Source organism: Pseudomonas putida, assembly GCF_050990305.1.
GTDB lineage: Bacteria > Pseudomonadota > Gammaproteobacteria > Pseudomonadales > Pseudomonadaceae > Aquipseudomonas > Aquipseudomonas putida_AH.
Genome location: NZ_CP158817.1, coordinates 3,261,361 through 3,286,860, shown reverse-complemented (window position 1 = coordinate 3,286,860; position 25,500 = coordinate 3,261,361). Strand labels below are relative to the sequence as shown.

The 25,500-nt window shown below is 56.5% G+C and carries 25 protein-coding genes; 10 read left to right on the top strand and 15 right to left on the bottom strand.

From position 1 onward, the window contains the following. Position 1 precedes the first annotated feature (1 nt). The 6 genes from ABTV22_RS14810 to ABTV22_RS14785 all read left to right on the top strand — a co-directional run bounded on the left by ABTV22_RS14810 (position 2) and on the right by ABTV22_RS14785 (position 7,048). Positions 2–838: a pirin family protein gene (locus ABTV22_RS14810; RefSeq protein WP_433741248.1), complete on the top strand. Its 837-nt coding sequence runs from the start codon at positions 2–4 to the stop codon at positions 836–838. A gap of 64 nt (positions 839–902) precedes the next feature. Then, positions 903–1,487 (top strand): isochorismatase family protein, encoded by a 585-nt coding sequence (locus tag ABTV22_RS14805; protein WP_433741246.1) that lies wholly within the window; start codon positions 903–905, stop codon positions 1,485–1,487. 168 nt (positions 1,488–1,655) lie between these two features. After that, positions 1,656–3,161: an efflux transporter outer membrane subunit gene (locus ABTV22_RS14800; protein ID WP_433741244.1), complete on the top strand. Its 1,506-nt coding sequence runs from the start codon at positions 1,656–1,658 to the stop codon at positions 3,159–3,161. 4 nt (positions 3,162–3,165) lie between these two features. Further along, the gene (locus tag ABTV22_RS14795; protein ID WP_433741242.1) at positions 3,166–4,353 is read left to right on the top strand and encodes an efflux RND transporter periplasmic adaptor subunit; all 1,188 of its coding nucleotides are present in this window, start codon (positions 3,166–3,168) and stop codon (positions 4,351–4,353) included. Positions 4,354–4,363: 10 nt separating this feature from the next. Continuing rightward, a complete protein-coding gene (locus ABTV22_RS14790; protein WP_433741240.1) occupies positions 4,364–5,884 on the top strand; it encodes an MFS transporter in 1,521 nt (506 codons plus the stop codon). 45 nt (positions 5,885–5,929) lie between these two features. Beyond that, complete coding sequence (locus tag ABTV22_RS14785) at positions 5,930–7,048, top strand: FAD-dependent monooxygenase (protein WP_433741239.1); 1,119 nt, start codon at positions 5,930–5,932, stop codon at positions 7,046–7,048. A 63-nt stretch (positions 7,049–7,111) separates the two neighbouring features. On the opposite strand, the gene ABTV22_RS14780 is transcribed toward ABTV22_RS14785, so the two are convergent. From ABTV22_RS14780 to ABTV22_RS14755, 6 genes are all read right to left on the bottom strand, one after another. After that, positions 7,112–7,717, bottom strand: coding sequence for an isochorismatase family protein (locus ABTV22_RS14780; protein ID WP_433741237.1), 606 nt, complete (start codon positions 7,715–7,717; stop codon positions 7,112–7,114). 25 nt (positions 7,718–7,742) lie between these two features. Next, entirely contained in the window at positions 7,743–8,477 is a 735-nt protein-coding gene (locus tag ABTV22_RS14775) for a pirin family protein (protein WP_433741235.1), read from the bottom strand. An 83-nt stretch (positions 8,478–8,560) separates the two neighbouring features. Beyond that, the gene (locus ABTV22_RS14770) at positions 8,561–9,508 is read right to left on the bottom strand and encodes an alpha/beta fold hydrolase (RefSeq protein WP_433741233.1); all 948 of its coding nucleotides are present in this window, start codon (positions 9,506–9,508) and stop codon (positions 8,561–8,563) included. A 170-nt stretch (positions 9,509–9,678) separates the two neighbouring features. Continuing rightward, positions 9,679–10,626 carry a SphA family protein gene (locus ABTV22_RS14765; protein WP_433741404.1) on the bottom strand — a complete coding sequence of 316 codons (948 nt, stop codon included), beginning with the start codon at positions 10,624–10,626 and terminating at the stop codon, positions 9,679–9,681. Positions 10,627–10,810: 184 nt separating this feature from the next. After that, a complete protein-coding gene (locus ABTV22_RS14760) occupies positions 10,811–11,575 on the bottom strand; it encodes an SDR family NAD(P)-dependent oxidoreductase (protein WP_433741231.1) in 765 nt (254 codons plus the stop codon). Positions 11,576–11,769: 194 nt separating this feature from the next. Beyond that, positions 11,770–12,699 (bottom strand): LysR family transcriptional regulator, encoded by a 930-nt coding sequence (locus tag ABTV22_RS14755; protein WP_433741230.1) that lies wholly within the window; start codon positions 12,697–12,699, stop codon positions 11,770–11,772. 131 nt (positions 12,700–12,830) lie between these two features. On the opposite strand from ABTV22_RS14755, the gene salA reads away from it, so the two are divergent. Then, positions 12,831–14,093 carry a salicylate 1-monooxygenase gene (salA, locus tag ABTV22_RS14750; protein WP_433741228.1) on the top strand — a complete coding sequence of 421 codons (1,263 nt, stop codon included), beginning with the start codon at positions 12,831–12,833 and terminating at the stop codon, positions 14,091–14,093. Positions 14,094–14,145: 52 nt separating this feature from the next. Here the strand turns inward: salA and ABTV22_RS14745 are convergent, their stop codons facing one another. Continuing rightward, positions 14,146–15,042, bottom strand: a complete 897-nt coding sequence (locus tag ABTV22_RS14745) for a LysR family transcriptional regulator (protein ID WP_433741226.1) — start codon at positions 15,040–15,042, stop codon at positions 14,146–14,148. 108 nt (positions 15,043–15,150) lie between these two features. Between ABTV22_RS14745 and ABTV22_RS14740 the strand changes: the two genes are divergently transcribed. After that, positions 15,151–16,512 (top strand): MFS transporter, encoded by a 1,362-nt coding sequence (locus ABTV22_RS14740; RefSeq protein ID WP_433741224.1) that lies wholly within the window; start codon positions 15,151–15,153, stop codon positions 16,510–16,512. Here ABTV22_RS14740 and ABTV22_RS14735 read toward each other — a convergent pair. Then, complete coding sequence (locus tag ABTV22_RS14735) at positions 16,475–17,350, bottom strand: LysR substrate-binding domain-containing protein (protein WP_433741222.1); 876 nt, start codon at positions 17,348–17,350, stop codon at positions 16,475–16,477. The two genes, ABTV22_RS14740 and ABTV22_RS14735, sit on opposite strands and share 38 nt — an antisense overlap. Positions 17,351–17,531: 181 nt before the next feature. On the opposite strand from ABTV22_RS14735, the gene ABTV22_RS14730 reads away from it, so the two are divergent. Then, complete coding sequence (locus ABTV22_RS14730) at positions 17,532–18,470, top strand: LysR family transcriptional regulator (protein ID WP_433741220.1); 939 nt, start codon at positions 17,532–17,534, stop codon at positions 18,468–18,470. Between the two features lie 12 nt (positions 18,471–18,482). Here ABTV22_RS14730 and ABTV22_RS14725 read toward each other — a convergent pair whose 3' ends face one another. Genes ABTV22_RS14725 through ABTV22_RS14715 form a run of 3 tightly spaced genes read right to left on the bottom strand, consistent with a single transcriptional unit; the run spans position 18,483 to position 21,582 of the window. Beyond that, positions 18,483–19,925, bottom strand: a complete 1,443-nt coding sequence (locus ABTV22_RS14725; protein ID WP_433741218.1) for an MFS transporter — start codon at positions 19,923–19,925, stop codon at positions 18,483–18,485. Between the two features lie 56 nt (positions 19,926–19,981). Then, positions 19,982–20,797, bottom strand: coding sequence for a shikimate dehydrogenase (gene aroE / locus ABTV22_RS14720; protein ID WP_433741216.1), 816 nt, complete (start codon positions 20,795–20,797; stop codon positions 19,982–19,984). 20 nt (positions 20,798–20,817) lie between these two features. Continuing rightward, complete coding sequence (locus ABTV22_RS14715; RefSeq protein WP_433741215.1) at positions 20,818–21,582, bottom strand: SDR family oxidoreductase; 765 nt, start codon at positions 21,580–21,582, stop codon at positions 20,818–20,820. A 142-nt stretch (positions 21,583–21,724) separates the two neighbouring features. Between ABTV22_RS14715 and ABTV22_RS14710 the strand changes: the two genes are divergently transcribed. Beyond that, the gene (locus ABTV22_RS14710; RefSeq protein ID WP_433741213.1) at positions 21,725–22,624 is read left to right on the top strand and encodes a LysR substrate-binding domain-containing protein; all 900 of its coding nucleotides are present in this window, start codon (positions 21,725–21,727) and stop codon (positions 22,622–22,624) included. A 40-nt stretch (positions 22,625–22,664) separates the two neighbouring features. On the opposite strand, the gene ABTV22_RS14705 is transcribed toward ABTV22_RS14710, so the two are convergent. The 4 genes from ABTV22_RS14705 to ABTV22_RS14690 form a co-directional block, all read right to left on the bottom strand. Continuing rightward, the gene (locus tag ABTV22_RS14705) at positions 22,665–23,573 is read right to left on the bottom strand and encodes a LysR family transcriptional regulator (RefSeq protein WP_433741211.1); all 909 of its coding nucleotides are present in this window, start codon (positions 23,571–23,573) and stop codon (positions 22,665–22,667) included. A 102-nt stretch (positions 23,574–23,675) separates the two neighbouring features. Then, positions 23,676–24,068: a nuclear transport factor 2 family protein gene (locus ABTV22_RS14700; RefSeq protein ID WP_433741209.1), complete on the bottom strand. Its 393-nt coding sequence runs from the start codon at positions 24,066–24,068 to the stop codon at positions 23,676–23,678. Between the two features lie 54 nt (positions 24,069–24,122). Next, positions 24,123–24,587 (bottom strand): SRPBCC family protein, encoded by a 465-nt coding sequence (locus ABTV22_RS14695; RefSeq protein ID WP_433741207.1) that lies wholly within the window; start codon positions 24,585–24,587, stop codon positions 24,123–24,125. Between the two features lie 75 nt (positions 24,588–24,662). Further along, a complete protein-coding gene (locus ABTV22_RS14690) occupies positions 24,663–25,427 on the bottom strand; it encodes an SDR family NAD(P)-dependent oxidoreductase (RefSeq protein ID WP_216743076.1) in 765 nt (254 codons plus the stop codon). Positions 25,428–25,500 lie beyond the last annotated feature (73 nt).

Here is a 25,500-nt window from a genome sequence, read left to right as displayed (position 1 = left end):
CATGTCACCCATTGCACGTCTGCAACGCATGAATCACGGCAGTCAGTTCCGGGCTTTCAGTCTGCGTGGAGATCAGTTTGCCAAGCCTATCGACCCCTTCCTTGCTGTCGATCATGCCTGGATGAGTGGGCCGACTTTTCCACCACACCCGCATGCCGGTTTCTCAGCTGTGTCCTATCTGTTTCTAGATTCCGAAACCGGAATTGAAAACCGGGACGCGCTGGGTAATCGCAACCTGATTAAACCCGGTGGGCTGCATTGGACGGCGGCGGGTAAAGGTGTGGTGCATGAGGAGGTACCGGCCGAGCCGGGCAAGACGGTGCACATGCTGCAAATTTTTATCAACTTGCCGCAGGAGCGCCAAGCTGACGCGCCGTTTGCGCTCACTCTCGAAGCGCAGGAAGTGCCCGTGGTGCGATTGCCTGGGGTCAAGGTGCGCGTGCCACTGGGCAGTTTCGCTGAGGTGTCGTCGCCCTTGTCGGTACCCACCGAAGTGAGCGTGCTGGACATCTCTCTTGAAGGCGGCGCTGAAGTCAGTGTCCCGATCCCCAAAGGTCATGTGGCGTTCGTGATGCCGATTGACGGCGAAGTGCTGGTCGACGGGCTTCCCTTCAATCTCAGCGAACTCTCGCTGCCGGTGAATCTACCGCTGCGTGACGATCGCGTGGTTGGGTTGAGCGCACCTAGGGGCAACGCCAAGGCCGTGTTGTTCTCTGGTGTCCCGTTGAACCAACCCGTGTTTTGGCAAGGTCCACTGGCGCTCGCCTCTCAGCATGCGCTGGCTGAAGCCATTGACGGCAATCAGCGTGGTGCATTCGGAAAGCTGCAACCTCGTTGATTGATCGAAAAAACCCCAAATCCGGGGCGCTAGGTGCCCCGACTTTACTGCCAGGAGAATCATCATGACGTACGAAAAATTCAGTGCTGACAATGCCGCCTTGCTGTTGATCGACCATCAGGTGGGGACCATGGGCTGGGTAAAGTCCATTCCCTTCGACGAGCTCAAACGCAACGCGCTGATGCTGGCCAAAGCGGCGGCCATTCTGAAGCTTCCGGTGGTCTTGACCTCCAGCATGGAAGAGTACGCTCAGGGACCGCTGCTGAGTGAATTGGAGCAAATCCTCCCGACCCAATTCGCTTCCCGCATTAAACGCCTGGGTATCGTCAACGCCATGGACGATGAACACTTCGCCGCCGCCGTCAAAGCCACAGCGCGTAAAAAACTCATCATTGCCGGTGTCACTAATGACGTGTGCACGGTCTATCCGGCGCTGAGTCTGGTGCGCGAAGGGTATGACGTTCAGGTGGTGGCCGACGGTGGTGGCTCACCAAGTGTGATGGCCGATGACATCGCCCTGCGGCGGATGGATAAGGGCGGCGTGACGCTCACCACCACCAACCAACTGATTGCGGAACTCGCCGGAAGCTGGGCAACCCCAGAAGGCGGGCAATTGGTGCAGGTACTCATGGAAGCGCTGCAAGGTTAAGGACGTTTCTGGCTGGCAGGACCTTCAATTCCGGTTCTGCCACCCTGCAACGCCGCACAACCTTTGAACAAAGCGGCCCCGCCACACATCCCGGAATTGGGCCATCTGCGTTCCGTGTCTTGGCACACATCGCACTGCACCACCTTGCTGAGTCGGAGAATATCGCTCATGAACAGCCCCAATGCACAGGGTCCAACGGATGTTCGATCCACTAATCGACTCGCCCCACGATCGTCGTTGGCGATGATGTTGGTCCTGCTCTCAGGATGCTCCTTCAGTGACCTGAGGCCGCAGTCACAACTGCAAACGCCCACCGATGTCAGCCAGACACTTGCCGACAGTGCAATCACGCTGTCCCCGGCGGTCTGGCCCTCTGAAAATTGGTGGATCAGTTTCAAGGATCCGCAACTCGATGCTTTGATCAAGGAGGCTTTGTCGAACAGTCCCTCCCTACGATCAGCGGCGGCGAAAGTGCGTCAGGCCAACGCTCTAAAAGCTATCGAAGACGCCGGGTTACTGCCTCATGTCGATGCTGCGATGAGCTCCACCCGCGAGCGTTTCAGCTCCAACGGCACCACACCTGTGCCAATAAGGGGCACTTGGCAGAATGTCAATCAGGCCACCCTGAATGTTGGTTATGAGCTGGACTTTTGGGGCAAAAATCGAGCGGCCGTTGAAGCCACCGTAGGCCGTCGACATGCACTTGAAGTCGATGAGCGTGCGGCTGTGCTGTTGCTATCTGCATCGATCGTGCAAACCTACATTGCGTTGCAGAACAGCTATGAACAAATGGATGTGGCTCAAACACTGTTGGCACAGCAGGAGCAAATCGAGAAACTGACTCGGCAGCGATTCGCAGCCGAACTGGATTCGCAGATCGACATCAAGCAGTCTCAGGCTTCCCTGCCCGCCAGTAGAGCCAATATTGCCGCACTGAAAGAATTGATCGAACTCAATCAGAACAAACTCGCGTCCTTACTGGGCAAGGGTCCTGACCGGGGACGGACAATCACAAGACCCCAGCTTCAGTCCAGCAATACCGTGGTGCTGCCGACCAACCTCCCCGCCGAGTTGATCGGTCATCGTCCTGATGTTGTTGCGCAACGTTGGCGCGTCGAAGCCTCGGTCCATGACATCGATGTGGCAAAAGCTCGTTTCTATCCCGACGTTAACCTGACGTCATTCATCGGTATGCAAAGTCTTGGTTTTGATACTTTCAGCGAGCGCAGCAGCCGTATAGTCGGATTCGCCCCAGCGATCAGCCTTCCGATCTTCGAAGGAGGTCGTTTGCGCGGGAACCTGGACGCCCAGGACGCTGCATACGATCTGGCGGTCGAGAACTACAACCAGACAGTCATCGATGCCCTCCGCGATATCGCCGACCAGTTGTCTTCACTGCGTTGGTTAAAAGAACGCCTGGCTCAGCAAAATGACGCCGTAGCCACTGCACAGGCAGCTGCCGACCTGGTGAACAAACGGTACGCAGCAGGACTGGCAACCTATCTGCAGGTACTAGCAACTGAGAACTCAACGTTGACCGAAACACGTCAACTGGTTGATCTGAAATCCAGAGCACTTTCCCTTCAGGCCAATCTGAGCCGGGCGTTGGGGGGCGGCTATATGCCTGAAATCCCTGCCCCCGAAAACACCTCTCCTTCATTGGCAGGTAATTGATGTTATGACTACAGAATCGCCCTCCCCAGCCGCCACCCAACAGCGAAAATTGTACCGCCCCACACTGCTGCTGATTGTGGCCATAGCCTTTCTGGTCACCGCCTTGTGCGTTGCCTATCTGCTGAGACTGGATTCCGAATCCACCGACGATGCCTATGTCGACGGCAATGTTGTTCAGGTGACTTCACAAGTTAACGGTACGGTGACGGCAATCAGCGCCGACAACACCAATCATGTCGACACCAACTCGCCACTGGTGACATTGAACTCCGTGGATGCCGAAATCCAGTACGTGCGCGCCACGTCGAACCTGGCTCGCGCAGTTCGTCAAGCACGCACCCAGTACTATCAGGTCCAGCAACTCCAAGCTGAAGTCGACCAGCGTCAAACCGACGTACGCAAGGCCCAGGAGGATGTACGTCGACGCAGTCAACTCGCCGCTAGTGGTGCCGTATCTCGTGAAGAGATCAGTCACACCGCAGATGTACTGAAAAACGCTGTCGCAGGACTTGAGGGCACCAAACACGCCCTCGCCGTTCGGCTCGCAATGGTCGATGGCACCACACTTCCTACTCACCCGGATGTGCTGGTGGCGGCAAGCAACCTGCGTGATGCCTACATCGCCTTGCATCGCACCCAAATCTATTCGCCGGTTACAGGTGTAATCACCAAACGCACTGTGCAGGTCGGACAAAAAATCACTCCGGGCGTAGCGCTGATGTCGGTGGTGCCTGTTGATCAAGTCTGGGTCAATGCCAACTTCAAGGAATCGCAGATTGAAGACTTGCGTATTGGCCAACCCGTTGAACTGCGCGCGGATGCCTACAGCCGCAGCGTCATATTCCACGGGACCATTATCGGCCTGGATGCCGGTACCGGCAGTGCTTTCTCCTTGCTGCCGGCTCAGAACGCTACTGGCAATTGGATCAAGGTGACTCAACGGGTGCCGGTAAGGATCGCGTTACGACCACAGGAAATCTCACAGAACCCCTTGCGTCTGGGGTTGTCCATGCGCGTCGTGGTCGACACCACCGATCGCAATGGCCCCGTCCTGAACAAGACAGCTTCACAGCAACCGATATACAGCACCGAGATTTTCAAGAACGAACTTCAGGACGCCAATGAAGTTGTGGAACGCGTGATCAGTGCCAATGAGGGTAGTGACCATGACCCCAAAAACCTGAAGTTTTGACGGGGGGATCATGTACAGAAAACACGCCGCCTTATTGTTCACTGTGGGCCTGCTCTGTGCGTTGGAATATTTGCAGGCTGGCATGATCGCTTTTGCCTCTGCACCGATTCGCGGCGAAATCGAGGCCAGTCCTGAAGAATTCAGCCTGGTTGCCGCCCTGTATGCCTGTATCGCGGTGGTGGTGATTTCGAAACAGCATTGGTTGACGGAGCGCCTGGGCTGGCGCAACTTCATGCTCGGCTCAATCAGCATTTTCGTGCTGGGCGCTTTTGTGTGTGGTGTGAGTGTTGATTTGACCAGTTTCACCGTAGGTCGAGTCATCATGGCCCTGGGTGGGGCCTCGTTCATGACGTCGGCACGCCTCATGATCAACCTGCTTCCCCCTGGCCCGGGTCGGTTCACGGGCATCAAGGTATTTGCCACCGGGCTCGCCGCTGGGACGGCTGCGGCGCCTTTTATCTCGTCGTGGGTGGTGGCCGAAAATACCTGGCACGCGATCTTCTGGATACTGATCGGCGGCGCTTTGGTCTCAGCAGCACTTTGCGTGCGTTTTCTGCCCACTAACCCTATCCCTGAGGAAGACCAAACCCCCTCAAGCCTGGCAAGCATTCTCTTGTTGTCGGTCAGCAGTTTCTTTCTGCTCTACCTTTTACAGCGGTCCTACTACGACTTTTATAACGACACCTTCATCCTCGTCGGTTGCGCACTATTGGCAGCACTGGGCGTGTACACCTTTTTCCACGCCGAACACAACAAGGCAAAGCCTTTCCTGAAGGTCAGAGACTTGATGCAGACTCGCTACCTCCAGGGCGTGGCGCTCTTTTGCTACGCCTACGTTGTACTGGGCGCCAATAACTACATCTTGCCGTACTTCCTGCAAACAGGGCTGGGCTATTCCTGGGACACCATCGGTACATTCCAGGCCATCGGGCTGACCGGCACCCTCGCCACCTGGGTAATCATGGCCAGCCTTATTCCAAAGTACCCTGCCCCAAAAAAATTTTTCATTCTGGGCTTCATCGCGCTGGTTGGCTTTAGCTGGCTACTGTCCTCGCTGACGCCCAATGCCAACATGTGGTCGAACATTCTACCGGCGTTGATTCTCAATGGATGCTTTGTGATGTTGGTCATGTCGACCGCCGCCATGCAGACCTTTCGAGACGTGATGCAAGAGGAGAAGCTCTTTGCGCATGCCTACCAGATCAAAAACATGATGGGGCAGATCGCCATGGCGATAGGCACCACTGTAGCCACATTGGTTCTGCAATGGCGCACCACCACGCAATACAACAACCTCAACGTGCACTTCAGCGCCAGCGACCCTCTCTATGTGGAGCAAACTCAACAGCTGACGCAGGTACTGTCATCCGAAGTGGGCGCCACGACAGCGAATCAAATCTCGATTGCGATGCACGCACAAATGCTGCAGCAGCAATCGACTCTAGTCGCCAGCATGGAATATTTCTGGGTAGTGATCGGCATGGCGGTGATCGCGCTCATCATTTCAGTCACGCAAAAGACCTTTAGATGAACCGGAATACTTTCACGAATTTGACGCTATGAGTGCTTACACGCGATGAACACCAAGCATCCGGAAATCATTATTGTCGGCGGATCCCTTGCCGGCCTCACTCTTGCGCTCGCTTGCGCGACCAGGGGCGTCCCCGTTCGTGTCGTTGAGCGCTCTGTCGGGCGCGTGCACGGTGGAGACAGCCTGAGTATCGATCTTGAACTGGTCGCGACGACGGTTGGCCATGATCCACGTGCTGCGCCCATCTTGCCCGTGGTCCCCGCCTATCGTGAACTGACGACCTGGCCAGCACTTTACAACTGGCTACGAGACCGGGCTCTCGCAACACCCGGCATCGTCCTCGAAGAAGGCAAAGCTGTTATCTCAGTCGCAGACCTTGGGGATCGGGCACAACTCTCCTTTACCGACGGAACGCAGAGGTTTGCCGCCGCGGTGATCGGTGCGGATGGATATCGCAGCATCGTTCGCCAGGCAATCACGCCAGATGCACCGCTTGCCCGCTATGCCGGTTATCTGGTGTGGCGTGGGTTGGTCGAGGAGCGAACGCTGACGCGTTCCGTCCCATGGCCGTCGGATGGTGGCCTTTGGATTGAATTCGTGGGCGGATATCGTCTGGTTGCTGCGGTACTTCCAGGTCGCGACGGCTCGATGGAGCCAGGCCAGCGTCAAGTGACATTCGCATGGTTCGATGTGCATCAGGAGGCATTGCTCCGTAGCACCGGCTGCCTGACTGCCGATGGCCACATCGTGGGCACACTCGGACGCGGGACGATCGAAGAAGACGTGAGGTCTGGCTTAGTCGCCCAGGTCCCTCAGGTCTGGCCCATGATGTGGGCGGAGGCAGTGATTGTCGGCGTGCGCTCATCAAATGTATTGAGCGGAGCCCCGATTGCCGAGTACAAACCGCAGCGGCTGGCACGTGGCGCACTGGCCATCATCGGGGACGCTGCCCACGTCGTGTCACCGATGACCGGGCGCGGCTTTTTGACCGGAGTGGAAGATGCGGCGGTGCTGGCTCGTCTACTCGCAGAACGAAGCGCAGACGAACCCGTTGCCGCTGTGCTGGCCCGTTATGAAGCAGCACGATTACCCTTCGTCCGCGGGTTGGTCACCCATTCAAACCGGATCAGTGCCGAATATCTTCGTTATGCGGCAGCGAACTGATCTGGGAACTGTCGCGTTGCCCGAAGAGCCATGCGCTTCAGGCAGCGCGACACGATTGCAGTTTTACTGGATGCCGGCACCCAAGGCCGGAAATACATCAGTGAACAACAAGCCAATCAATTGCTGTCCGTTAGGTGTGGACCAATCCTGCCCGATCTCTGCCATGAGTGTATTGGTTGCGGTGAGCACGACGCCGGCATCATGCATTCGTTGACGAGCGAGCTCTTCGGAAAGATCGCTCGGCGAGCCCGAAGCATCCAGCACGGCCTGCACGGCAAAGCCTTCGAGCGCAGCATCGATTGCCGGAAAGATAAGGCAAACGTCGGTGGTCACACCCGCCATGATCAGATGCTTGCGCCCAGTGGCAAGCACAGCATCGCGGAAGTCGGCATATTCCCAGGCATTGACCACACCGGGACGCTTGATCCGTGCCGCGTGCGCTTCTGGGAGCACCGCGGCGATTTCCGGAAGAATCGGGCCCTGAGCTTGATCTTCCTGGCTGGACGTAATCACGACCGGCATGTTGAGGATCTTCGCCATCTTGGCCAACGCAATTGACTGCTTGGCGGCAAACTCACGGTCTATGTTTTTGATCAGTTGCATCGTGCCGACCTGATGGTCGATCAGCAACAACGCGGCGTTCTCTGCGGTGAATCGTACGGCGGCCATAGTAGAAATCCTCGTTTCATTGGGTTCAATCAAAGGGTAGCGGAGGCCCGCTGAACAGCACCACGTTGGCACTGCCTTGAGGGGCTCTCAACGTGACCTCGCGCGGAGCCTCTTGCGCCAGGAACACCGGAAGCTTGAGGTCGTCGCGATTGAAGCGATGGGACGCCACCTCCACCGTGCCCTCGATTGGCATGATGAACATGCAGTGGCCTGCGGCAATCGGCACACTCAGCTCGGCACTCTCCTCCAGAGAGATGTCGAGCATCGTGACCTCGGTCGGTGGACTCAGCGGGGAGCTCATCTCACGATAGCTCCCTAACGGTACCCGCACGTTGGCACCTGGCTCCTGTATAACCGGCACATCCTGCGCTTCGAGAATCAGCGGGAACGGAGCGATGTCTCTGCGTGATGGGGCAAGAGCGACGAAGATCTGCAGTCCGTGCACCGTTTTTCCGGTTTCAGCCGGGACCTCCTCGTGAGTCACACCACGGCCGGCGGTGGTCCAGTGCAGGCCGCCTGGTTGAATCACGTTCTGGGTGCCGATCGAGTCACGGTTGGTCATCCCCGTCTCGGAATCGAGAAGCAGGTAGGACAACGCCGAAATACCGGCATGGTGGTGTGGCGCAAAAGTCGGCGCGTCCATCCAGTAGTGGTCGACCCCAATGAAGGGAGAGATCAACTCTGGCTCGGTGCGCAGACCGTAACCGTGGAAATGGCCGCCGAGGTTGGCGCGACTAAGCTGGGCGATAACGACAGACATGACAGCAGCCTCTGGTACTGGTGGTGTCGTTCAATGCGCAATAATGAGTGTAGCCCCACCATCTCTCACCAAACGGCAATGGGTCATCCTGCATAGGGTGGTGCGAAAAACGCCTCAAACGCGGCCAGAAGTGCCTCCGGGCGCTCTTCCGCCGGATAGTGACCGCAATCCGGAATGACCACGGATTCAACATTCGAAGCGACCGTGTGCAGCTCGGCCTCGACACTGTCGCCACAGGCAAGCGCACCCGAAAACGCCAGCACCGGTAAGGTCAGGCGAGTTGCTTTGCGCGCTTGGTTCTGTGGAATCGAGCGATCGATTGCGCGGTAATAATCGAAGCTGGCCCGCAGGGCTTGTGGATCGCGCTTGAGTTGTTCGACGTAGAAGTCGACCGCGTAACGGGGTACGGCCTCTGGCGAACCTGCTTTCGTCGCGAACTGGTGACCGAAGTAGAGCTCTTCGCGACCACTGACCAGTTGCTCGTTGATGCCCAGTGCCCGATTGAAGTTGAAATGCCAGAGAAAATCACTGAGCCAGCGATGCTCAGGCAGCAATGGCGGAGAGTCCGAAACGCCAGGAATAAGCGCCTCGCCCAGTGCAATGCGCTCGATTCGGGCGGGTTGATCGTGTGCCATGGCATAACCTGTCCACATGCCTATGTCATGGCCGGCCATGGCGAAGGACTCATGCCCCAAGGCGTCCATCAGTCCAAACATGTCCAGGGCCAAGGTTCTTGAGTCATAACCCTCCCGGGCTTTCTCCGAGAGCCCGACGCCCCTTGGATCGACAGCGATCACGGTGAACTTGCGAGCCAGCGGCTGCATCAGGTAACGCCACGTAAACCAGTTTTGCGGCCAACCGCCAAGCAGCAGCAATGGCTTGCCCTGCCCGCCAATGACGGCGTGCAGTTTCACGCCGTTGGCAGCGATCTCGTAGCTTTCGAAAACGTCAGTAAAACCGGTTGGCAGCTTGGGTACGCCGTGCACGGAGCCAAAGCCGCTCAGTGTTCTGAAGTGTTCCTTTTGCAGCATCCCAAAGCCCGCCTGATTGATCTAAGGACCAGAACATAAGTGAGACACTAGGTACTGACTAGACAGGAAAAATACCAAGGACTGTTGCGTATACGCACCAATAACGACGCAAGAGTTCACAAGGGCCACGACTGGCACCCTTGCTCAGCAGATGAAGCCTGTATGCCTGGCTAAAATCGCATGACCGCTTGGAGCCAGAGCCGTTCGCCGCGAGCCCTGTTTTCGACAAGCGTTTCATGTTGCCATTTCATCAGTACGCCAAACGCGGGGGTTTGATATTTCACAACAGGGCCAAAAGCAACGATTTGACCTCGATTTCCGTCCTCCCCCACCGACTCTCCGTGGCTTTCATCATCGCTCACCTGCTTGTACAAATACCCACTGACTCCAACCTGCCAATTCTTGTTCAAGCTGTAGCCAAGATGGTAGTCAGCATTCAGTTCGCGCCCCGACCGGTAATCCGTCGCACGATTATTGTCGTTTATCATGTAGAGAATCTTGGCGCTAATCTCCACCTCCTCTACCGGGTTTGCCGTGAAGGAGTACCATGGCGAGTAGGACCACACATTGGTACCCACGTTGAAGAGGCGATCCTTGTCATACGATGCCGTGGGCGCATAAAAATCCACGCCCAACATCTGATGAAAACGTGGAGAGCTCCAACCGAGAAACAGTGGTGTAAACGCCAAATCGGCGAAACCTTCATCCTTGCCACTGTTTCGGACACGTCCTTGGGGTGTTTCTGTATAAAAACTCACCTGCCCTTTGATATAAGGCAACGCTGCACGACTGGCCAATGTTGCGCCCAGTAAGGTGTAATCGGAATAAACGTAGTCCAGACATACGGCAAGAGATTGGTAACTGAGTTTGAAGTCTTCAATCCCGGCCATGCTATGCCCATCCTCCCCCTTTAGTTCATTCGAGTCGTAAGCGGAGCTGTAAAAAAAAGTAGTCAGCCCTGGCGGCGGCATTCGACCGGCCAATACGGTATCAAGACCAAGCGGGTAAGCGGTTCCGTTATTTTCGGTAGCGTGGGTTTGGGCGCAGGCCAGCAGTATGGCTGCCGTACAAAGCAAGGGAGAACTTTTGCTGAGCAGCAAGGTTTTTACGCGCAACATAAGGATGATCTCGTATGGATTATTATTTTGATTACGAAGATTCATGCGGACAAACAGGGCAACATGTAACAACTTACAACAACAATAAGGTCTGCCTCTTAGGTGTTTATTATTTGCGAGGCAATAGAGCCCACCTTGGTTTAGGTAGGCCCAATTTAATAGTTAGGTGTCATGCCACGTAGAGTTACCAGGCAGTGGTACCACCATCGACCCGAATATCAGTACCCGTTATGAAAGAGCTTTCATCAGAAGCCAGGAACACAGCGGTGGCCGCAACTTCTTCGGGTTTACCCAAGCGCCCCAACATCACCTTGCCCACCATCGCTTCAGCCCACACAGGATCCTTCAGCAACGGGATTGTTTGCTTGGACTCAATCAGTCCCGGGGAAATACTGTTGGCGCGCAAGCCATGGACACGGCCTTCCAGCGCCAACTGGCGAGTCATAGACAGTACCGCACCTTTGGCCGCGCTATGGGCGATACCGGGGAGCATGCGATAGGTCGACCATGCCGAAACCGACGCGGTGTTAATGATGGAAGCACCGGGTGACTTTATTAACTCCGACCAAGCGGCACGTACAAGATGGAACACCAGATTCAGTTCCTGATCGATTGTTCGATGCCAGTCATCGTCTGATATCTGATCGATCCATCCGAAATAAGCCATCGCCGCATTATTGAATAACACGTCGACGCGCCCGTACGCCGAAACAGCCAATTCAACCAGGCGTGCGCAGTTGGCAGGGTCCGTTAGGTCGCAATTGCTCAGAGAAACCATATCCCCACCCATGGACTTTACTGCATCAACCGTCTCTTGAGCTGCTTCATGAGAGATATCACACCCCACTACTTTGGCGCCCTGCTGCGCGAACATTATCGCCGCTGCTCGCCCCATAGACCCACCGGTACCTGTAATAATGCACACTTTACCCTGCAGACGATGACTCATAAGCACTCCGTTTTTCCTGATTGTTTTTTTAGGACAGATCGTGCAGTTATACACCGACCAGTCGTGGCGGTTAATGAGTTGGGCGAACTGTAGGTAGAGCACTACCTATTGACTAGGCACGAAAATCACCAAGGACTGTTGCTCTCACGCAACAATCTCGGTGAAAGAGAGTAAAAGGGAAATGATCGGTAGGATCAGAAATTCAAGATGCGGTTATATTTTGGCTCTAACCACTCAGGCTTTTCGGCGTACAAAGTTCGAGTCAACTCTTTGATGACCTCTATGAGGTTATCGCCATCATTAGAGCGGTAACTCATGATCAACGGAGAAACCGCCTCTTTGTCGCTGATAAGTCTATAAATAAGTTCCCGCCGTAGGTGGCGAGCTGACGCGGGGATTATGCAGTATCCCGACTCCGCGGAGGCCAATCCCAAAGCCGTCTGAAGATCGCCGACGGCATGCACTTCTGAGGGCTCGCTGCCCTTCATTCTGATCATGTTCAACACTTGATCAGCGAAGCTTGGATGGAATCGTGAGGGATAGACAATTATTGGCCAACCACCCAACTCAGCCAGTGAAACGGGTGCGGATGTGGAGGCAAGTTCAAATGTAGGGGCTATGGCAGCCATGAGGCGCTCCTCTCTGAGGACAACGCGATCGACCTCATTACCCTCTGTGTGGATGCGCCCGAATCCTACATCGATCTTCCTTTCCCGCAGAGCCACCATCTGCTCGCCAGATGTCATTTCCAGCCATTTTACGTCCAGGTCCGGCCGAACCCGTCGCAACCTGCGAATAATCGTCGGCAGTGCACCATACAAAGCCGAAGCAACGAAGCCGATCGTGAATGTCTGGCGTGCACCCAAAGCCGTCTGACGAGCATTGGCTGTCATCTGCTCGAATTTACCTACCAGCGCTATGGCATCTTCATAGAATCGCTGACCGGCCGTGGTTAGCTGAATGGGGCGTGTCTCACGAAGGAACAACTGAAAACCCAGCTCTTCTTCGAGGAGATGGATCTGTTTGCTGAGCGACGGCTGCGCGACATGTAGCGACTGCGCTGCCTTGGTGAAATTCCGTGTCCTTGCCACCGCGATAAAACGCTTGATTTGACGAATATCCATGACGGCCTTTCAATCAGGGAGGTTACCTAGTATAGCCATGAGGCTATGGTGCATAGGGACAAAGTCTTGGACGCTTGACATCATGATTGCGAAAAATGGCCCACCAACAATCACAATAGAAAGGTGACGCCATGAAGCAAAAACATGTGCTACGTGTAGCCATAGTGGGTGGAGGGATTGCTGGGACGGCCCTGGCACTGGGCCTGAGCAAAAAGAGAATGACACACGTCAAGTTGTTTGAAGTCGCGCCCGCTTTCGGTGAAATCGGTGCCGGCGTTTCTTTTGGCGCCAATGCGGTACAGGCTATCAAGCAGCTCGGTATAGGTGAGGAGTACCATGAAATTGCCGACAGCACTTCTGCCCCCTGGCAAGACGTCTGGTTCGAGTGGCGCCATGCGCATGATGCCTCACTGATCGGTACCAGCGTTGCGCCAGGCGTAGGGCAATCATCGGTCCACCGCGCCGACTTCATCGATCTATTGGCCAAGCGCCTACCGCCGGATGTTGCGGCCTTGGGCAGGCAAGTCGTCGGATATGAAGAAAACGGCAGCGAAGTGTCACTCAATTTTGCGGACGGTAGCTGCTACACGGCTGACGTCGTCATTGCCGCAGATGGAATTAAATCGGCCTTGCGAAATCCACTCCTCGCCGCTGCTGGTCATCCCGCCGTGGAGCCGCGTTTCACGGGTACTTCAGCATTTAGGGGGCTGGTGGAAACGGCGGTACTTCGCGATGCTTATCGTGCTGCAGCACTGGATGAGCACTTGCTCAATGTACCTCAGATGTATTTGAGCGAAGACGCCCACGTCCTGACATTTCCCGTTAAAAAAGGGCGACTGATCAACATTGTTGCCTTTGTGTCTGACCGCCGTGATGGGCATCCCACTTGGCCAGCCAACATGCCTTGGGTGAAAGCCGCGTCGAAAGAAGAAATGCTGATCAGCTTTGAAAGCTCGGGACTCGCTGTAAAAACGCTACTTCAATGCATTGAAAAACCGACGCTGTGGGCTCTTCACGATTTGGCTCCATTACCCACTTATGTCCACGGGCGAGTAGCACTCATTGGTGACGCGGCGCACGCAATGCTGCCACACCAAGGTGCCGGTGCAGGCCAAGGCCTCGAAGATGCGTACTTCCTAACAGAGTTGCTTTCGAACGAGGCGACCTCAGCTGCGGATGTGCCAGCATTGTTGGCAGCCTACGATAGCATCAGGCTCGAGCGCGCCTCACGTGTTCAGCACACGTCCTGGGAAGCCGGTGAGTTGTACGAGTACAAGAACCCGGTGGTTGGACGCGATACCGGGAAATTGAAGGATGCTTTGGAACAGCGCCTAGATTGGGTTTGGCAACATGATCTGGACAATGAAGTAAAAAAAGCCCTGGCACTCTGCTGAACGCGTTTGTCTCACCCCTTTGCCTGGTCAATCTCCAGATTGACCAGGCACGTCAGCTATTGAATACCGACATGATCAAACGACGCAGCCAGACACTTCTAGGTGCTTCGTGAAAACGCGCATGCCAGTACTGCTTCAGGTCGTAGCGTGGAATGTCCAAGGGAGGCTCGATCATTCGTACATTCAGATTGTGCGTGTACATGTTGGCGACGGTTCGTGGCAACACCACGATCAGATCAGAGCGTTCGATGATTGATGGCACGCTCATGTAATGAGAAGTCTGCAGCACGATGTTGCGGTGAATACCTGCCTTGGTCAGGTGGGCTTCGAACATTTCCTGGCGACGGCTGCCATCACGTACCTGCAGATGTTCCAGCCTGGTGAAATCCTCCAGAGACAGCTGCTCCCCTGCCAGCGGATGATCGAGGCGGATCAGGCAGACCAGGTCATGGGAGAACAACCGTTGCTGATAGATGTTGGGGGTAGTGAGGTCGGGAAAATAGCCAAGCACCGCATCGACCCGACCTTCATGCAGGTTCTCCACAAGCTCATCGGGTGCCAGGCTGACGGTTCGGATGCGTGTATTCGGCGCCGCACTACGCAGGCTCTGGAACAACGCCGGTAGAAAGACCACCTCACCTACTTCGCTCAGGCAAAAGACGAACTCCTGCTCGCTGGTAGCGGGGTCGAAGGTCGGGCCGCTGAGGATGTCCCGGTCGATGATTTCGATCACCTCACGGGTGCGCTCAATGATGCCTTGCGCACGTGGCGTCGCCTCCATCAGGTTGCCCGAGCGAATGAACAGTGGGTCGCCCAGTGAGTGACGCAGGCGGGCCAGTGCAGCACTGGTTGCGGGTTGGCTCATGCCTAGCCGCTTCGCCGCCGCGGTGACATTACCGGTTTCATAAACGGCGAGCAGGACGCGGAGCAAGTTGAGATCGGTGCGCATAGGTATAACAAAACCAGATAGTTTGAATAATTAGAATTGGCTTCCTTTATTTAATGCGCTTAGCGACGATCTCGTCTACATAAAAAAATAAAAACGGAAGGTAGCCGCATGAATCCTGACAATGCCCGAATTGGCGAGATCATCGACAACGCGAAGATCTCACCGTACCAGGTCGTTATCCTTACCCTGTGCTTCCTCATCGTTCTGGTGGATGGGTTCGATACCGCAGTCATTGGATATATCGCCCCGTCACTGCGCGAAGAATGGGGTCTGTTGCCTACCCAGTTGTCACCCATTTTCGGGACTGGATTGTTCGGTCTGATGGTCGGCAGCCTGATACTGGGGCCGATCGCCGATGCCTTCGGGCGCAAAAGCATTTTGCTGATTTCAGTGCTGGTGTTTGGTCTCGCCACCCTGGCCAGCGCCTATACCCACTCGATCGAGTCGCTGACGATTTTGCGTTTCATCACCGGCATCGGCCTGGGGGGTGCGATGCCGGCGTGCATTGCATTGAGTGCCGAGTATTCCCCTTCCCGGCGGCGCATGATCATGGTGACTTTGAGCTGGAGTGGCTTTACGGCTGGCCTAACCTTGGGCGGCATGCTCGCTGCGCATATGATCCCTGCATTCGGCTGGCGTTCTGTGCTGGTACTTGGCGGCGTCATGCCGTTGGCGCTACTGCCATTGTTGGCTTGGCTTATGCCTGAATCGGTTCGGTTCATGGCGTCCTCGACCAAGCACGGCGACGCGTTGCGTCGTGTGGTGGAACGCATCACCAGAAAGAGCTGGGGCGGAGTCACGATCCTCGATGACGAACGTCCGACCCAAGTCAGGTCGCCGATCTCGCACCTGTTCCTTGATGGTCGATTGATCCGAACACTGCTGCTGTGGGTGACCTTCTTCTGCTCGCTTTTTGTATTCTATTTGCTGACCAGTTGGCTGCCGACCCTGCTTAAAGAGGCAGGCTACGATATCGCTCACGCTTCGCGTATTGGCGCCATGGTGCCGCTGGGCGGCACCGTCGGCGCCATTCTCATGGCCCTGCTGATGGATCGTGTCGGTCCCTACCCTGTGCTGACGCTCTCGTATTCAGTGACGGCTGTGGTCATTGCCGTCACAGGCTATCTGATGGGTGATCCCTATCAGCTGGCCGCTATGGTATTTCTCATCGGTTTCGGTGTCGCCGGTGCTCAGAACGGACTCAACCTGGTGTCAGCCACCCTGTACCCCACCGCCGCCCGCGTGACCGGGGTGAGTTGGGCGATGGCCGTCGGCCGGTGCGGTTCAATTGTCGGCTCAACGCTGGGCGCCTGGTTTATTTCTAGCGCGGGCACATCACAGGTCTTCTTCCATTGGTTGGCGCTTCCTGTGTTGATCGGCGCGACAGCAATCGGCTGCCTTTATAGTCTCGACATTCGCCGGAACCAGACAATCAAGCCTGCTCAAGTTGCTCACGCAGAAACTCAATGAAGCGTTGAGTTTTTGCGGGCAAAAGACGGGTTTCAGTGAGGGCATACACCGGGATCGGATTGGCGTGCCATCGAGGCAGTACCGATTGCAGCAAGCCAGTGCGCAGATCGTCCGCTGCAATGCCTTCAGGTAGCAGCGCTATCCCCAGATCCAGTGTCGCCAATCGCCGAAGCATTCCGACGCTATTAAGTTGAAACCGACCGCCCACCTCGATCTCTACGACTTCGCCTGAATGGGAGAGCTGCCACTGACCAGCCTTTCGCAATCGCAGGCATTCGTGGTTGACCAGCTCAGACGGATGGCTGGGCGCTCCATTGAGTTCCAGATAACGAGGCGAGGCGTACAAGCGACGAGAGAGGCTCGCGAGTTTTCGTGCAATCAGATTCGAATCTGCCGGTTCGCCCATACGAATGACCACATCGACAGGTTCGCTTACCAGGTCGACCTGACGCGGCGTGAGGTCGAATTCAAAGCTGATGCCAGGATAGCGTCGGGCGAATTCGGCGATGAGCGGCGCCAGGTAAATATTGGCGAAATCCACGGGCAGTGATGCGCGCAAAAGACCGCTTGGATGCGCCAGCATTTCACCCAGTTGCTCGTGTGCTAGTCGCGCCTCGTCCACGATTCGCTTGCATCGGTCAAAGTACAACTGCCCCGCCTCGGTTAATTCGATTTTGCGAGTAGTGCGGTGCAACAGCCTCAAGCCAATGGCCTTTTCAAGCCCACTGATGCGTCTCGACAAGGTCGAGTTCGGTATTGCCATCGCTTCTGCGGCCTTGCGAAAACTATGGGCTTTGACGACTTCGACGAACAGCGCCATGTCGTTCAGAAGTTCCATGTTGATTGCTCCATCAGTGGATCAGTCATTTCAATTGTAACCAGTTTATCCCGCATCCAGCTTGATCAATGATAGCCACGTCAACCTTCGAAGCCATTGCGCATGCCTCGAACTCAATCACTACAGTGCCAGGTGCCGTTGACGGTTGCTCAACGTCCCCCCGCAGGAGAGCGTCAACTGCATGAAAGACCTAAATGACCTTTATTACTTCGTACTGGTGGTCAAACATGGAGGGTTCTCGGCGGCGGCAAGGGCAACGGGCATTGAAAAAACGTTGCTCAGTCGTCATGTCGCGGATCTGGAATTGCGAATGGGGGCCAGACTGTTACATCGCACAACGCGCCAGGTTTCGCTGACCGAAGCCGGCCATCATTTCTTCACGCTCAGCCAACCCGTTGTTGAGGGGGCGCATACCGCCTATGAAAGTGTGGAGCATCTGCGACGAGAACCCGTCGGGTTGGTACGGTTGAGCTGCCCTCAGGTAATGGCGCAAAGTTATTTGGCCCCCCTGCTGCCTGGGTATATGGAAAAATATCCAAAGGTACGGCTCGAGTTGAATGCGGTAGATCGAGAGGTCGACCTTTTTGAAGAGCGCTTCGATGTGGCCTTGCGATCGCGCGCCCGGATTGAAGAAACGGCCGGGTTGGTCGCAAAGGAATTAGGTGCAGCCAAACAGATTCTGGTAGCAAGCCCCCGCTTCCTCGATCGCGTCGGGCGGCCCGCCACCATCAAAGCCATTTCAGAAATCGAAACGCTTTCTCGTCCCGGTGACATCCATGATGGCGTCGGTCGCTGGTTCCTGCGCAATTCATCAGGTGAAGATCTGCTGGTCAGCCATCAGCCACGTCTCATCTGCGATGACTTGCGTTTGCAGTTGGAGGCCGCTGTCAATGGTTTGGGTGTAGCCCTATTGCCGGAACCCATAGCCGCAGCCTCCGTGCGCGCAAAGGCTCTGGAAGTCGTCATTCCTTCCTGGACCGGTGCAACGCACATTATCCATCTGCTCTACCCCAAACCGAAAGGAATGTTGCCTTCCGTTCGCAGCCTGATCGACTATCTGAGCCTCCATTTACCCCAAAGCATCCAGCAACGAAGTATCACTGTTGAGAGGGTCGCTTGATGAGGGCAAAGGTCACGCTGGACGTGTGAGTGTGTTGGTTCTGGACTGGATAGGTATCGCCGTTCCGGCTCTGGCTAATTCCCAGGCATCACGAGGTTCGTCCAGGTCGCGGTTGAGGGTTTCCGGGGTCTTGAACGTGGTGTACAGGGTGATCAATGTGAGCAGGGTCAGGTAGCAGGCAATCGGCAGCCAGGCTTTCACACCGGCGCTGGCGTCGCCATAGTGGCTCGCCACGACCAGGGCGATGATGCCGGCCCCGATCATCGGCGCAATGCCACCCGCGATCACTGCCGACGCTTCCCGGGCGATCGACACACCCATGTAACGGTGACGCGAGCCAAACAGCTCAGGCATTAGCGCTGCCTGGGTGCCGAACATGCCCCAGGTACCGATGCCCAGCGCGATGGAAATGGCAATGATGCTCGCCACCACATTACCCTGACTCAGTATCCACCACACCGGGAAGGCCAGTGCCAGTTGCAGCAGCGCGAAGGCGCGATAGACCACCACGCGACCAAAGCGATCACTGAGTTTGCCAGCCATCGGCACGGTCATCGCTCCAAGGCTGGCTGCACAGATCAGTGTCAGCACGCCCACTGGCCCCTTCAGACCTACCACGCCTACGATGTAGCTCACAGCCAGGGCCTGGTAAATCGATGAACCTCCGTTTTCCGCCAGGCGCAGTCCGATGCCGATCAGCAAGGTGGGTTTGGAGTGTTCCATGGCACTTTTCAGCGGGTTAACGCATACGCGTTTGAGCGCCTTGAGGCGGATAAAGGTCGGCGATTCCTTGAGTGACAGACGCATGTACAGGCCCAGTGCAACGATCACCACGCTACTGAAGAATGGCAAACGCCAAAGCCCGCTCTCGATGACGTTGTCATTGCCGCTCACTACCAGGAAATACACCAGCGCCGCGAGGATGGTGCCCAACTGGATGCCAAGGAACGGCAAGGCGGCATAGAAACCCCGCCGCCCCTCGGGAGCGTACTCGGTCATCATCACCGCAGCACCGGCCTGTTCGGCACCGGCGCCTAGCCCCTGGAGCAACCGCAGAATTACCAGCAGCACCGGCGCCAGGTAGCCGACCTGATGGAAGGTTGGCAGTGCACCAATCATGGTGCTGGAAATGCCCATCAGCAGCACAGTCGACGCCAGCACGAACTTACGCCCGACGCGGTCACCGATCATGCCGAACAGTACGCCGCCCAACGGCCGTATCGCAAACCCCAAGAAGTAGGTGCCGAAACTGGCGATCAGGCTCATGGCGCGGGTCTGTTCCGGAAAGAACAGTGGCCCGAAAATCAGAGCCGAGGCCAGGGTGTAAAGCGCGAAGTCGTAGTACTCCAAAGCACTGCCCAGAGAGCAGGACCAGGCTGCACGGTGCAAATCTTTCTTGCGCTCGCACGCGTCGGGGATCAAAGCGATGTCGGATGGAGAATGATCGTGAGTCATCGTCGTGCCTCCAGGTGCCTTTATGGCATCTTGTTATTGACAGGTAGTTGGGATGCTTACAATTTCAACCGCTGTATTTCCTGGAGCATGGCCTGCTCCATGATGTCGATAGGCGCATCTTTCCCGGTGTACAACTCGATTTGCCGGCAAGCCTGGTGCACCAACATGCGGGTGCCGGCCACGGTGCTGCAACCCAGCGCTTTGGCTTGCAGCAGCAGAGCGGTCTGCACCGGCATGAACGCCACATCCATAACAATCAGGTGGCTGGACAGGCGGCCTTCCAATGGGTTGCTGTCCGGCTGTTTGAAGCCCACCGAGGTAGCGTTGATGACGATATCGAAGGTCTTGGCCGTGAACGTCTCGACGCTGCCGCCCCACCGGGCACCCAGATCCTCCGCCAGGGCGGCACCGCGCTCGAAACTGCGGTTGAACACCGTGACCTCGGCCGCCTCTTGCAGGCAACCGTAGACAACCGCACGAGCAGCACCGCCAGCACCGATCACGGCGATACGCTTGTCGCTCAGCTCGGTGACTTCCTGCAGGGCGCGGACGGCGCCTAGGTAATCGGTGTTGTAGCCGGTCAGTACACCGTCGACGTTGTTGATGGTGTTAACCGCGCCAATCACCTGGGCCGATTCGTCGATCCTGTCCAGATGAGGCATTACTACAGTTTTGTAAGGCATGGAAACGTTCATGCCACGCACGCCGAGCGCGCGAATCGCCACCACGGCGGCAGCCGGATCTTCGACGCCAAAACAGACAAAGGTGTAGTCCAGGCCCAAGGCCGCGTAGGCGGCGTTATGGATCTTTGCCGAGAGTGAAAAAGGCGATCCCATGATTGAGCCGCAGAGGGTTGGCAGGGATTGAGGCATGTGGATGTCCTTCGCGAGAGTTAGACGACGCTGGTCAAGCCACCATCGACGAAAAGGGTCTGGCCGTTGACGAAATCGGACGCGGGTGAGGCAAGAAAAACCGCCGCGCCGCACAGTTCCTCGACATGGCCCCAGCGCCCGGCGGGCGTGCGTTGCACCAACCACTCGCAGAACGCCGGGTCGTCGACCAGTGCCTGGTTCAGCTCAGTCTGGAAATAGCCGGGGGCCAGGGCATTGATCTGCAGGCCTAGACCTGCCCAGTCGGCACACATGCCACGGGTGAGCATGCGCACGGCGCCCTTGCTGGCGGCATAGGGCGCGATGGAGCTGCGCGCCAATTCGCTTTGCACTGAACCTACGTTGATGATCTTGCCGCGCCGGCGAGCGATCATGTGCCGGGCCACCGCCTTGGACACATTGAATACGCCGTCGAGGTTGGTGCTCATCAGCCGGTGCCAGTCTTGCGCACTGACGTCTTCAAGCGCCTGGCGATGCTGCAGCCCGGCATTGTTGATCAGGATGTCGATCGGGCCCAGGCGGTTTTCCAGCACATCGATGGCGGTCGCGACGGCCTGGTGGTCGGTCACGTCGAACACCGCGTATTCGGCGTCCAGGCCTTCGTCGCGTAGCAGCCCGCAGGCGCTTTGCGCGCGTTCGGCATCGCGGCCATTTAGCACCACCCGGGCGCCCGCTTGGGCCAGCCCGCGGGCCAGGGCCAGGCCGATGCCGCGCACTGAGCCGGTGATCAGCGCCCGACGCTGGTTCAGGCGAAAGTTATCGATCATGTGTGTCTCCCTGTCCTGGATTGACGAATGGGCCATGACGCCACTTTCAACCGCTACCGCTGCGGCATGCCAATCGTTTATGGTGATGCCGTGATCACGTTACGTGATCACCAAACAAGCTGTAGCGAATTGGGAGCGTCAAGTGGAACTCAAACATCTGCGCGCTTTTGCGGCCTTGGCCGAAGAGCTGCACTTTGGCCGCGCGGCGGCGCGCCTGCACATTGTCCAGCCGGCCTTGAGTGCGCAAATACGTGCCCTGGAAGAAGATGTCGGGGCGCAGTTGTTCGAACGTGACCGGCACCGGGTCGAGCTGACTGAAGAGGGAGCGCTGTTTCTCCCCGAGGCCCTGGCGACCCTGCGCCAGGCCGGGCGAGCGCGTGAAGTGTTGCAGCAGGCCGCCGCCGGAGAGGTCGGGGTGTTGCGCCTAGCATTTGTGTCTTCAACGTTGTCGCACTTGTTGCCGGTGCTCGTGCGTACACTGGAGGAGCGCTACCCGCGTATCGAACTGGAACTCAAGGACATGCCTTCGCTGCCGCAGGCCCGGGCCTTGCTGGACAATGCCCTGGATTTTGGCTTGGTACGCCTGCCCTTGAGTCTGCCTGGCGTGCACACGCGTCTGCTCTTCGAGGAATCGCTGGTGGTGGCGCTGCCGCAAGATCATCCGCTGTGCAACCTACGTCGTATCAAGCCTCAGGATCTGGTCGGATGTCCGACGCTGGTGCTGGCGCGCAAGTTCGCTCCCGGTTTGTATGACCAGATGCTGGCGGGTTTCCACCGACGCAAGATCACCCTAACGATTGCCCGGGAGATGGGCGAGTTCACCACCCAGTTGGCGTTGGTGGCCGCCGGCCTGGGCGTCGGCATCCTGCCAAGCGGTGCCGCATCGGCGCTGCCCATCGGTGTCGTCATCCGCCCGTTGGCGCTTGCCATGAGCGGAGCTGGCATCGGCGTGGCCTGGACCGGCCTGGAAAGCCCACGTAAGCGGGCGCTGATGCAGGTACTCGACGAGCTCTACCCCGCGTCGAGTCCTGAAGTTACTTAGGAGTCGTAGGGAAGATGGCCGAGGTTTCCTCTGAAAGCGACTATCGCCAGGCTGATTGTTGGCTGCGTAGGACCTGGCCGACCATTTCTCTCAACCACTTGTTCTGAGGGTCTCGGTGAAATCGGTCATGCCAATACAGATCAATCTCGAACGAGGGTATTTGCAGAGGCAGAGGGTGTATGACAAGAGGATAAAAGCGCGCCAGGGTTTTACCCAGGGAAATGGGCAGCGTCCATATCATGTCGGTATCCAACAGCAAGTGCGGAGCAGACAAGAACTGAGGGGTGCGAATTTTAATGCAGTCTCTGCCGCCCGCATCGACCAAAGCACGCTCCAGTGCCTGGTGACCGCCACCACCTGACTCCACCAACAAATGCTCACTGGCGACAAAGGCTTCGAGGCTCAAGCCGCGATGTGCCAAAGGGTGGTCTTTGCGCATGGCGCAGACGTAATACTGAGAAATAACCGGGGTTCGGTGAATGTCAGTCTGAAGGGTTGGCAAAAAGCCGAGCGCCAGGTCGATTCTGCCAGTGGACAGGCCATTGAGCGTCTCATCCATCCCACCCACAACGGTGTGTATCCGAGCTTGAGGTGCAACTCTGGACAATTCGCTCAAGATGGGCGGCAAACAAACGACCTCGCCAATGTCGCGCATTCTGAAGACGAATGTTTTTTCACAGTTTTTCGGATCGAACACCGGCATTTGGCTTCCTGCCTCCCTGACCATCGCAAGGGAGGCCAACAGTCGCGGCGCGATATGGACACAAAACGGCGTCGGTTCCATTCGGCGACCGACCAGCGTAAACAGCCTGTCGCCATAGTCGTTGCGTAACCGTTTAAGCGAACCGCTGACGGCTGCCTGCGTAACACCCAGATTCTGCGCCGCAATGGAAGCTGAGTGGTCTCGCCACAACGCCTCAAAGGTATAGAGCAGATTCAAATCCTTCATCACGATGCCTTGACTGATATTCGGAAACCAAAACACTGCACTTGCCAGCAAAGTTTCGTGGCTTCGACTGGCAAGTGCAGCTCAACTGGCACTCATCAGTGGTTATGCAGACGCTTGGATAACATTACCCGCAGATGCGCTGCTGTACAGGGGCGAAATATCAATATGTATTCGATAATCATTGATCAATCGGGAAGCATTGAAGTGAACAACGACACAACAAGGAACATTGATAATCGTGCCGTCATGCTGGGTGTAATAGGTATCAAAACGCATGATTGTCGTGTCGCCTTCGCTCCACACGCCTTGAAGAATGTGTTCCAGCGAGGCTATTTGAGTAAAAAATAACTCAATCGCCGCCCTGACACCCTTTTTCCCCACTACTTCCGGGGAATTGCCAAACCGAAACACGACGTCATCGGTCAGATAACTCAAAAAGCCTTCGACCGACATCCGATCGACACTTTCAAACATACCTGTCAATTCATGGTTCATTGCACGCCTCATTTTTTGTTTTTGTTTTTTCATGTCTGGTCGCTGCGGTTTCACTTATGCCGCTTTGCTGACCTTGTTACGGATGGCTTGCAGGGTGGATCGCACGGCGCTGAGGTAGGACGTCTGCATGCCGGTTGAGAACTGGACTTCCTTCTCGCTGCCTGCCGATACGCCCGGCAGGGAGAAATCGAATGAGAAGCGCAGGAACAGTTCGCCATCCTCCTCCTCAATGACGTTCTTGATCAGACCACGGGCATTACCGGAGAGGCGCACGAACTCGACTTGCTGCTCTTCAGTAAGAAGGACCATTTCCTGAAGGCGCTCACCGTGAAGCACCACTTCGCGGATAAAGGTATTGCCCTGGTCCTCAACGACATTACATTCGGTAATGGCATCAACGAACGGCACCGCATTGCGAGCCTTGCTCACCAAGCCTTCCCATACCTGGCTGCGGTTCAGGTTCACACCGCCCGACTCCTCAGGGGCATTGACTTTCAAGCGACGACTTACATTGATCATGGGGGTACTCCGGGGTTTCAGGTTCAAAAGTGACCGACTCCCTGTCGAGTGTCAGGGACAGTCTTTCAGGGGGGCTCAAACGGTGAGATAACCACCGTCTACGGCCATTGCCGTTCCGGTCACAAAACTGGCGTCATCGGACAGCAGCCATAGCGCAGCCTTGGCGATTTCTTCCGGTTTTCCGAAACGACCGATAGGGTGTCGCTCACGCAATGCAGCGAACTGTTTGGCAAAATTCGGCTCTTCACTCGCACGCACGATCATCGGTGTTTCGATGATGCCTGGCATGATTGCGTTGACCCGGATATTGAGGGTGCCGTAGTCGACGGCGGCGGCCTTGGTCAAACCGACCACCCCATGCTTGGCAGCGATATAGTCCGACGCAGCGGCAATCGCTACCGAGCCCAGAGACGAAGCGGTATTCACGATGGCGCCACCGCCACTGTTTAACATGGCGCGGATCTGGTGCTTCATGCAGTAGAAAACACCGGTCAGGTCGATGCGGATAATGCGATCCCACGCCGCAGACGAGATTTCATGCAGAGGCAAATTGCTTTGCTCGACCCCCGCATTGTTGAACGCACCATGCAGACGGCCAAATCGAGTGACGACATCATCGACTGCTGCGGCCACAGCATCTTCGTCGGTAACGTCGCAGGGGATTGAATAAACCTTGCCGCCGGCAGCCGTGACAGCACTGGCGGTTTCTTCGATGCCTGCGGTATCGCGATCAAGCAGCACAACCCTCGCGCCCGCTTTGGCAAAAGCCAGTGCCGAAGCACGGCCAATTCCGCCTGAGGCGCCAGTGATAATGATGTTCCGGTCGTCAAGGTTGCTCATATCCACACTCTCGTTTTGTAATGCCACTTACTGTATTTACCGGGGCAACGATCGAGAATCCCGTAAAACCACC

What these genes read in the sequence shown, in the direction of transcription:
- ABTV22_RS14810 (WP_433741248.1), top strand. Translation starts at nt 2, where the DNA reads ATGTCACCCATTGCACGTCTGCAACGCATGAATCACGGCAGTCAGTTC.
- ABTV22_RS14805 (WP_433741246.1), top strand. Translation starts at nt 903, where the DNA reads ATGACGTACGAAAAATTCAGTGCTGACAATGCCGCCTTGCTGTTGATC.
- ABTV22_RS14800 (WP_433741244.1), top strand. Translation starts at nt 1,656, where the DNA reads ATGAACAGCCCCAATGCACAGGGTCCAACGGATGTTCGATCCACTAAT.
- ABTV22_RS14795 (WP_433741242.1), top strand. Translation starts at nt 3,166, where the DNA reads ATGACTACAGAATCGCCCTCCCCAGCCGCCACCCAACAGCGAAAATTG.
- ABTV22_RS14790 (WP_433741240.1), top strand. Translation starts at nt 4,364, where the DNA reads ATGTACAGAAAACACGCCGCCTTATTGTTCACTGTGGGCCTGCTCTGT.
- ABTV22_RS14785 (WP_433741239.1), top strand. Translation starts at nt 5,930, where the DNA reads ATGAACACCAAGCATCCGGAAATCATTATTGTCGGCGGATCCCTTGCC.
- ABTV22_RS14780 (WP_433741237.1), bottom strand. Translation starts at nt 7,717, where the DNA reads ATGGCCGCCGTACGATTCACCGCAGAGAACGCCGCGTTGTTGCTGATC.
- ABTV22_RS14775 (WP_433741235.1), bottom strand. Translation starts at nt 8,477, where the DNA reads ATGTCTGTCGTTATCGCCCAGCTTAGTCGCGCCAACCTCGGCGGCCAT.
- ABTV22_RS14770 (WP_433741233.1), bottom strand. Translation starts at nt 9,508, where the DNA reads ATGCTGCAAAAGGAACACTTCAGAACACTGAGCGGCTTTGGCTCCGTG.
- ABTV22_RS14765 (WP_433741404.1), bottom strand. Translation starts at nt 10,626, where the DNA reads ATGTTGCGCGTAAAAACCTTGCTGCTCAGCAAAAGTTCTCCCTTGCTT.
- ABTV22_RS14760 (WP_433741231.1), bottom strand. Translation starts at nt 11,575, where the DNA reads ATGAGTCATCGTCTGCAGGGTAAAGTGTGCATTATTACAGGTACCGGT.
- ABTV22_RS14755 (WP_433741230.1), bottom strand. Translation starts at nt 12,699, where the DNA reads ATGGATATTCGTCAAATCAAGCGTTTTATCGCGGTGGCAAGGACACGG.
- salA (WP_433741228.1), top strand. Translation starts at nt 12,831, where the DNA reads ATGAAGCAAAAACATGTGCTACGTGTAGCCATAGTGGGTGGAGGGATT.
- ABTV22_RS14745 (WP_433741226.1), bottom strand. Translation starts at nt 15,042, where the DNA reads ATGCGCACCGATCTCAACTTGCTCCGCGTCCTGCTCGCCGTTTATGAA.
- ABTV22_RS14740 (WP_433741224.1), top strand. Translation starts at nt 15,151, where the DNA reads ATGAATCCTGACAATGCCCGAATTGGCGAGATCATCGACAACGCGAAG.
- ABTV22_RS14735 (WP_433741222.1), bottom strand. Translation starts at nt 17,350, where the DNA reads ATGGAACTTCTGAACGACATGGCGCTGTTCGTCGAAGTCGTCAAAGCC.
- ABTV22_RS14730 (WP_433741220.1), top strand. Translation starts at nt 17,532, where the DNA reads ATGAAAGACCTAAATGACCTTTATTACTTCGTACTGGTGGTCAAACAT.
- ABTV22_RS14725 (WP_433741218.1), bottom strand. Translation starts at nt 19,925, where the DNA reads ATGACTCACGATCATTCTCCATCCGACATCGCTTTGATCCCCGACGCG.
- aroE (WP_433741216.1), bottom strand. Translation starts at nt 20,797, where the DNA reads ATGCCTCAATCCCTGCCAACCCTCTGCGGCTCAATCATGGGATCGCCT.
- ABTV22_RS14715 (WP_433741215.1), bottom strand. Translation starts at nt 21,582, where the DNA reads ATGATCGATAACTTTCGCCTGAACCAGCGTCGGGCGCTGATCACCGGC.
- ABTV22_RS14705 (WP_433741211.1), bottom strand. Translation starts at nt 23,573, where the DNA reads ATGAAGGATTTGAATCTGCTCTATACCTTTGAGGCGTTGTGGCGAGAC.
- ABTV22_RS14700 (WP_433741209.1), bottom strand. Translation starts at nt 24,068, where the DNA reads ATGAACCATGAATTGACAGGTATGTTTGAAAGTGTCGATCGGATGTCG.
- ABTV22_RS14695 (WP_433741207.1), bottom strand. Translation starts at nt 24,587, where the DNA reads ATGATCAATGTAAGTCGTCGCTTGAAAGTCAATGCCCCTGAGGAGTCG.
- ABTV22_RS14690 (WP_216743076.1), bottom strand. Translation starts at nt 25,427, where the DNA reads ATGAGCAACCTTGACGACCGGAACATCATTATCACTGGCGCCTCAGGC.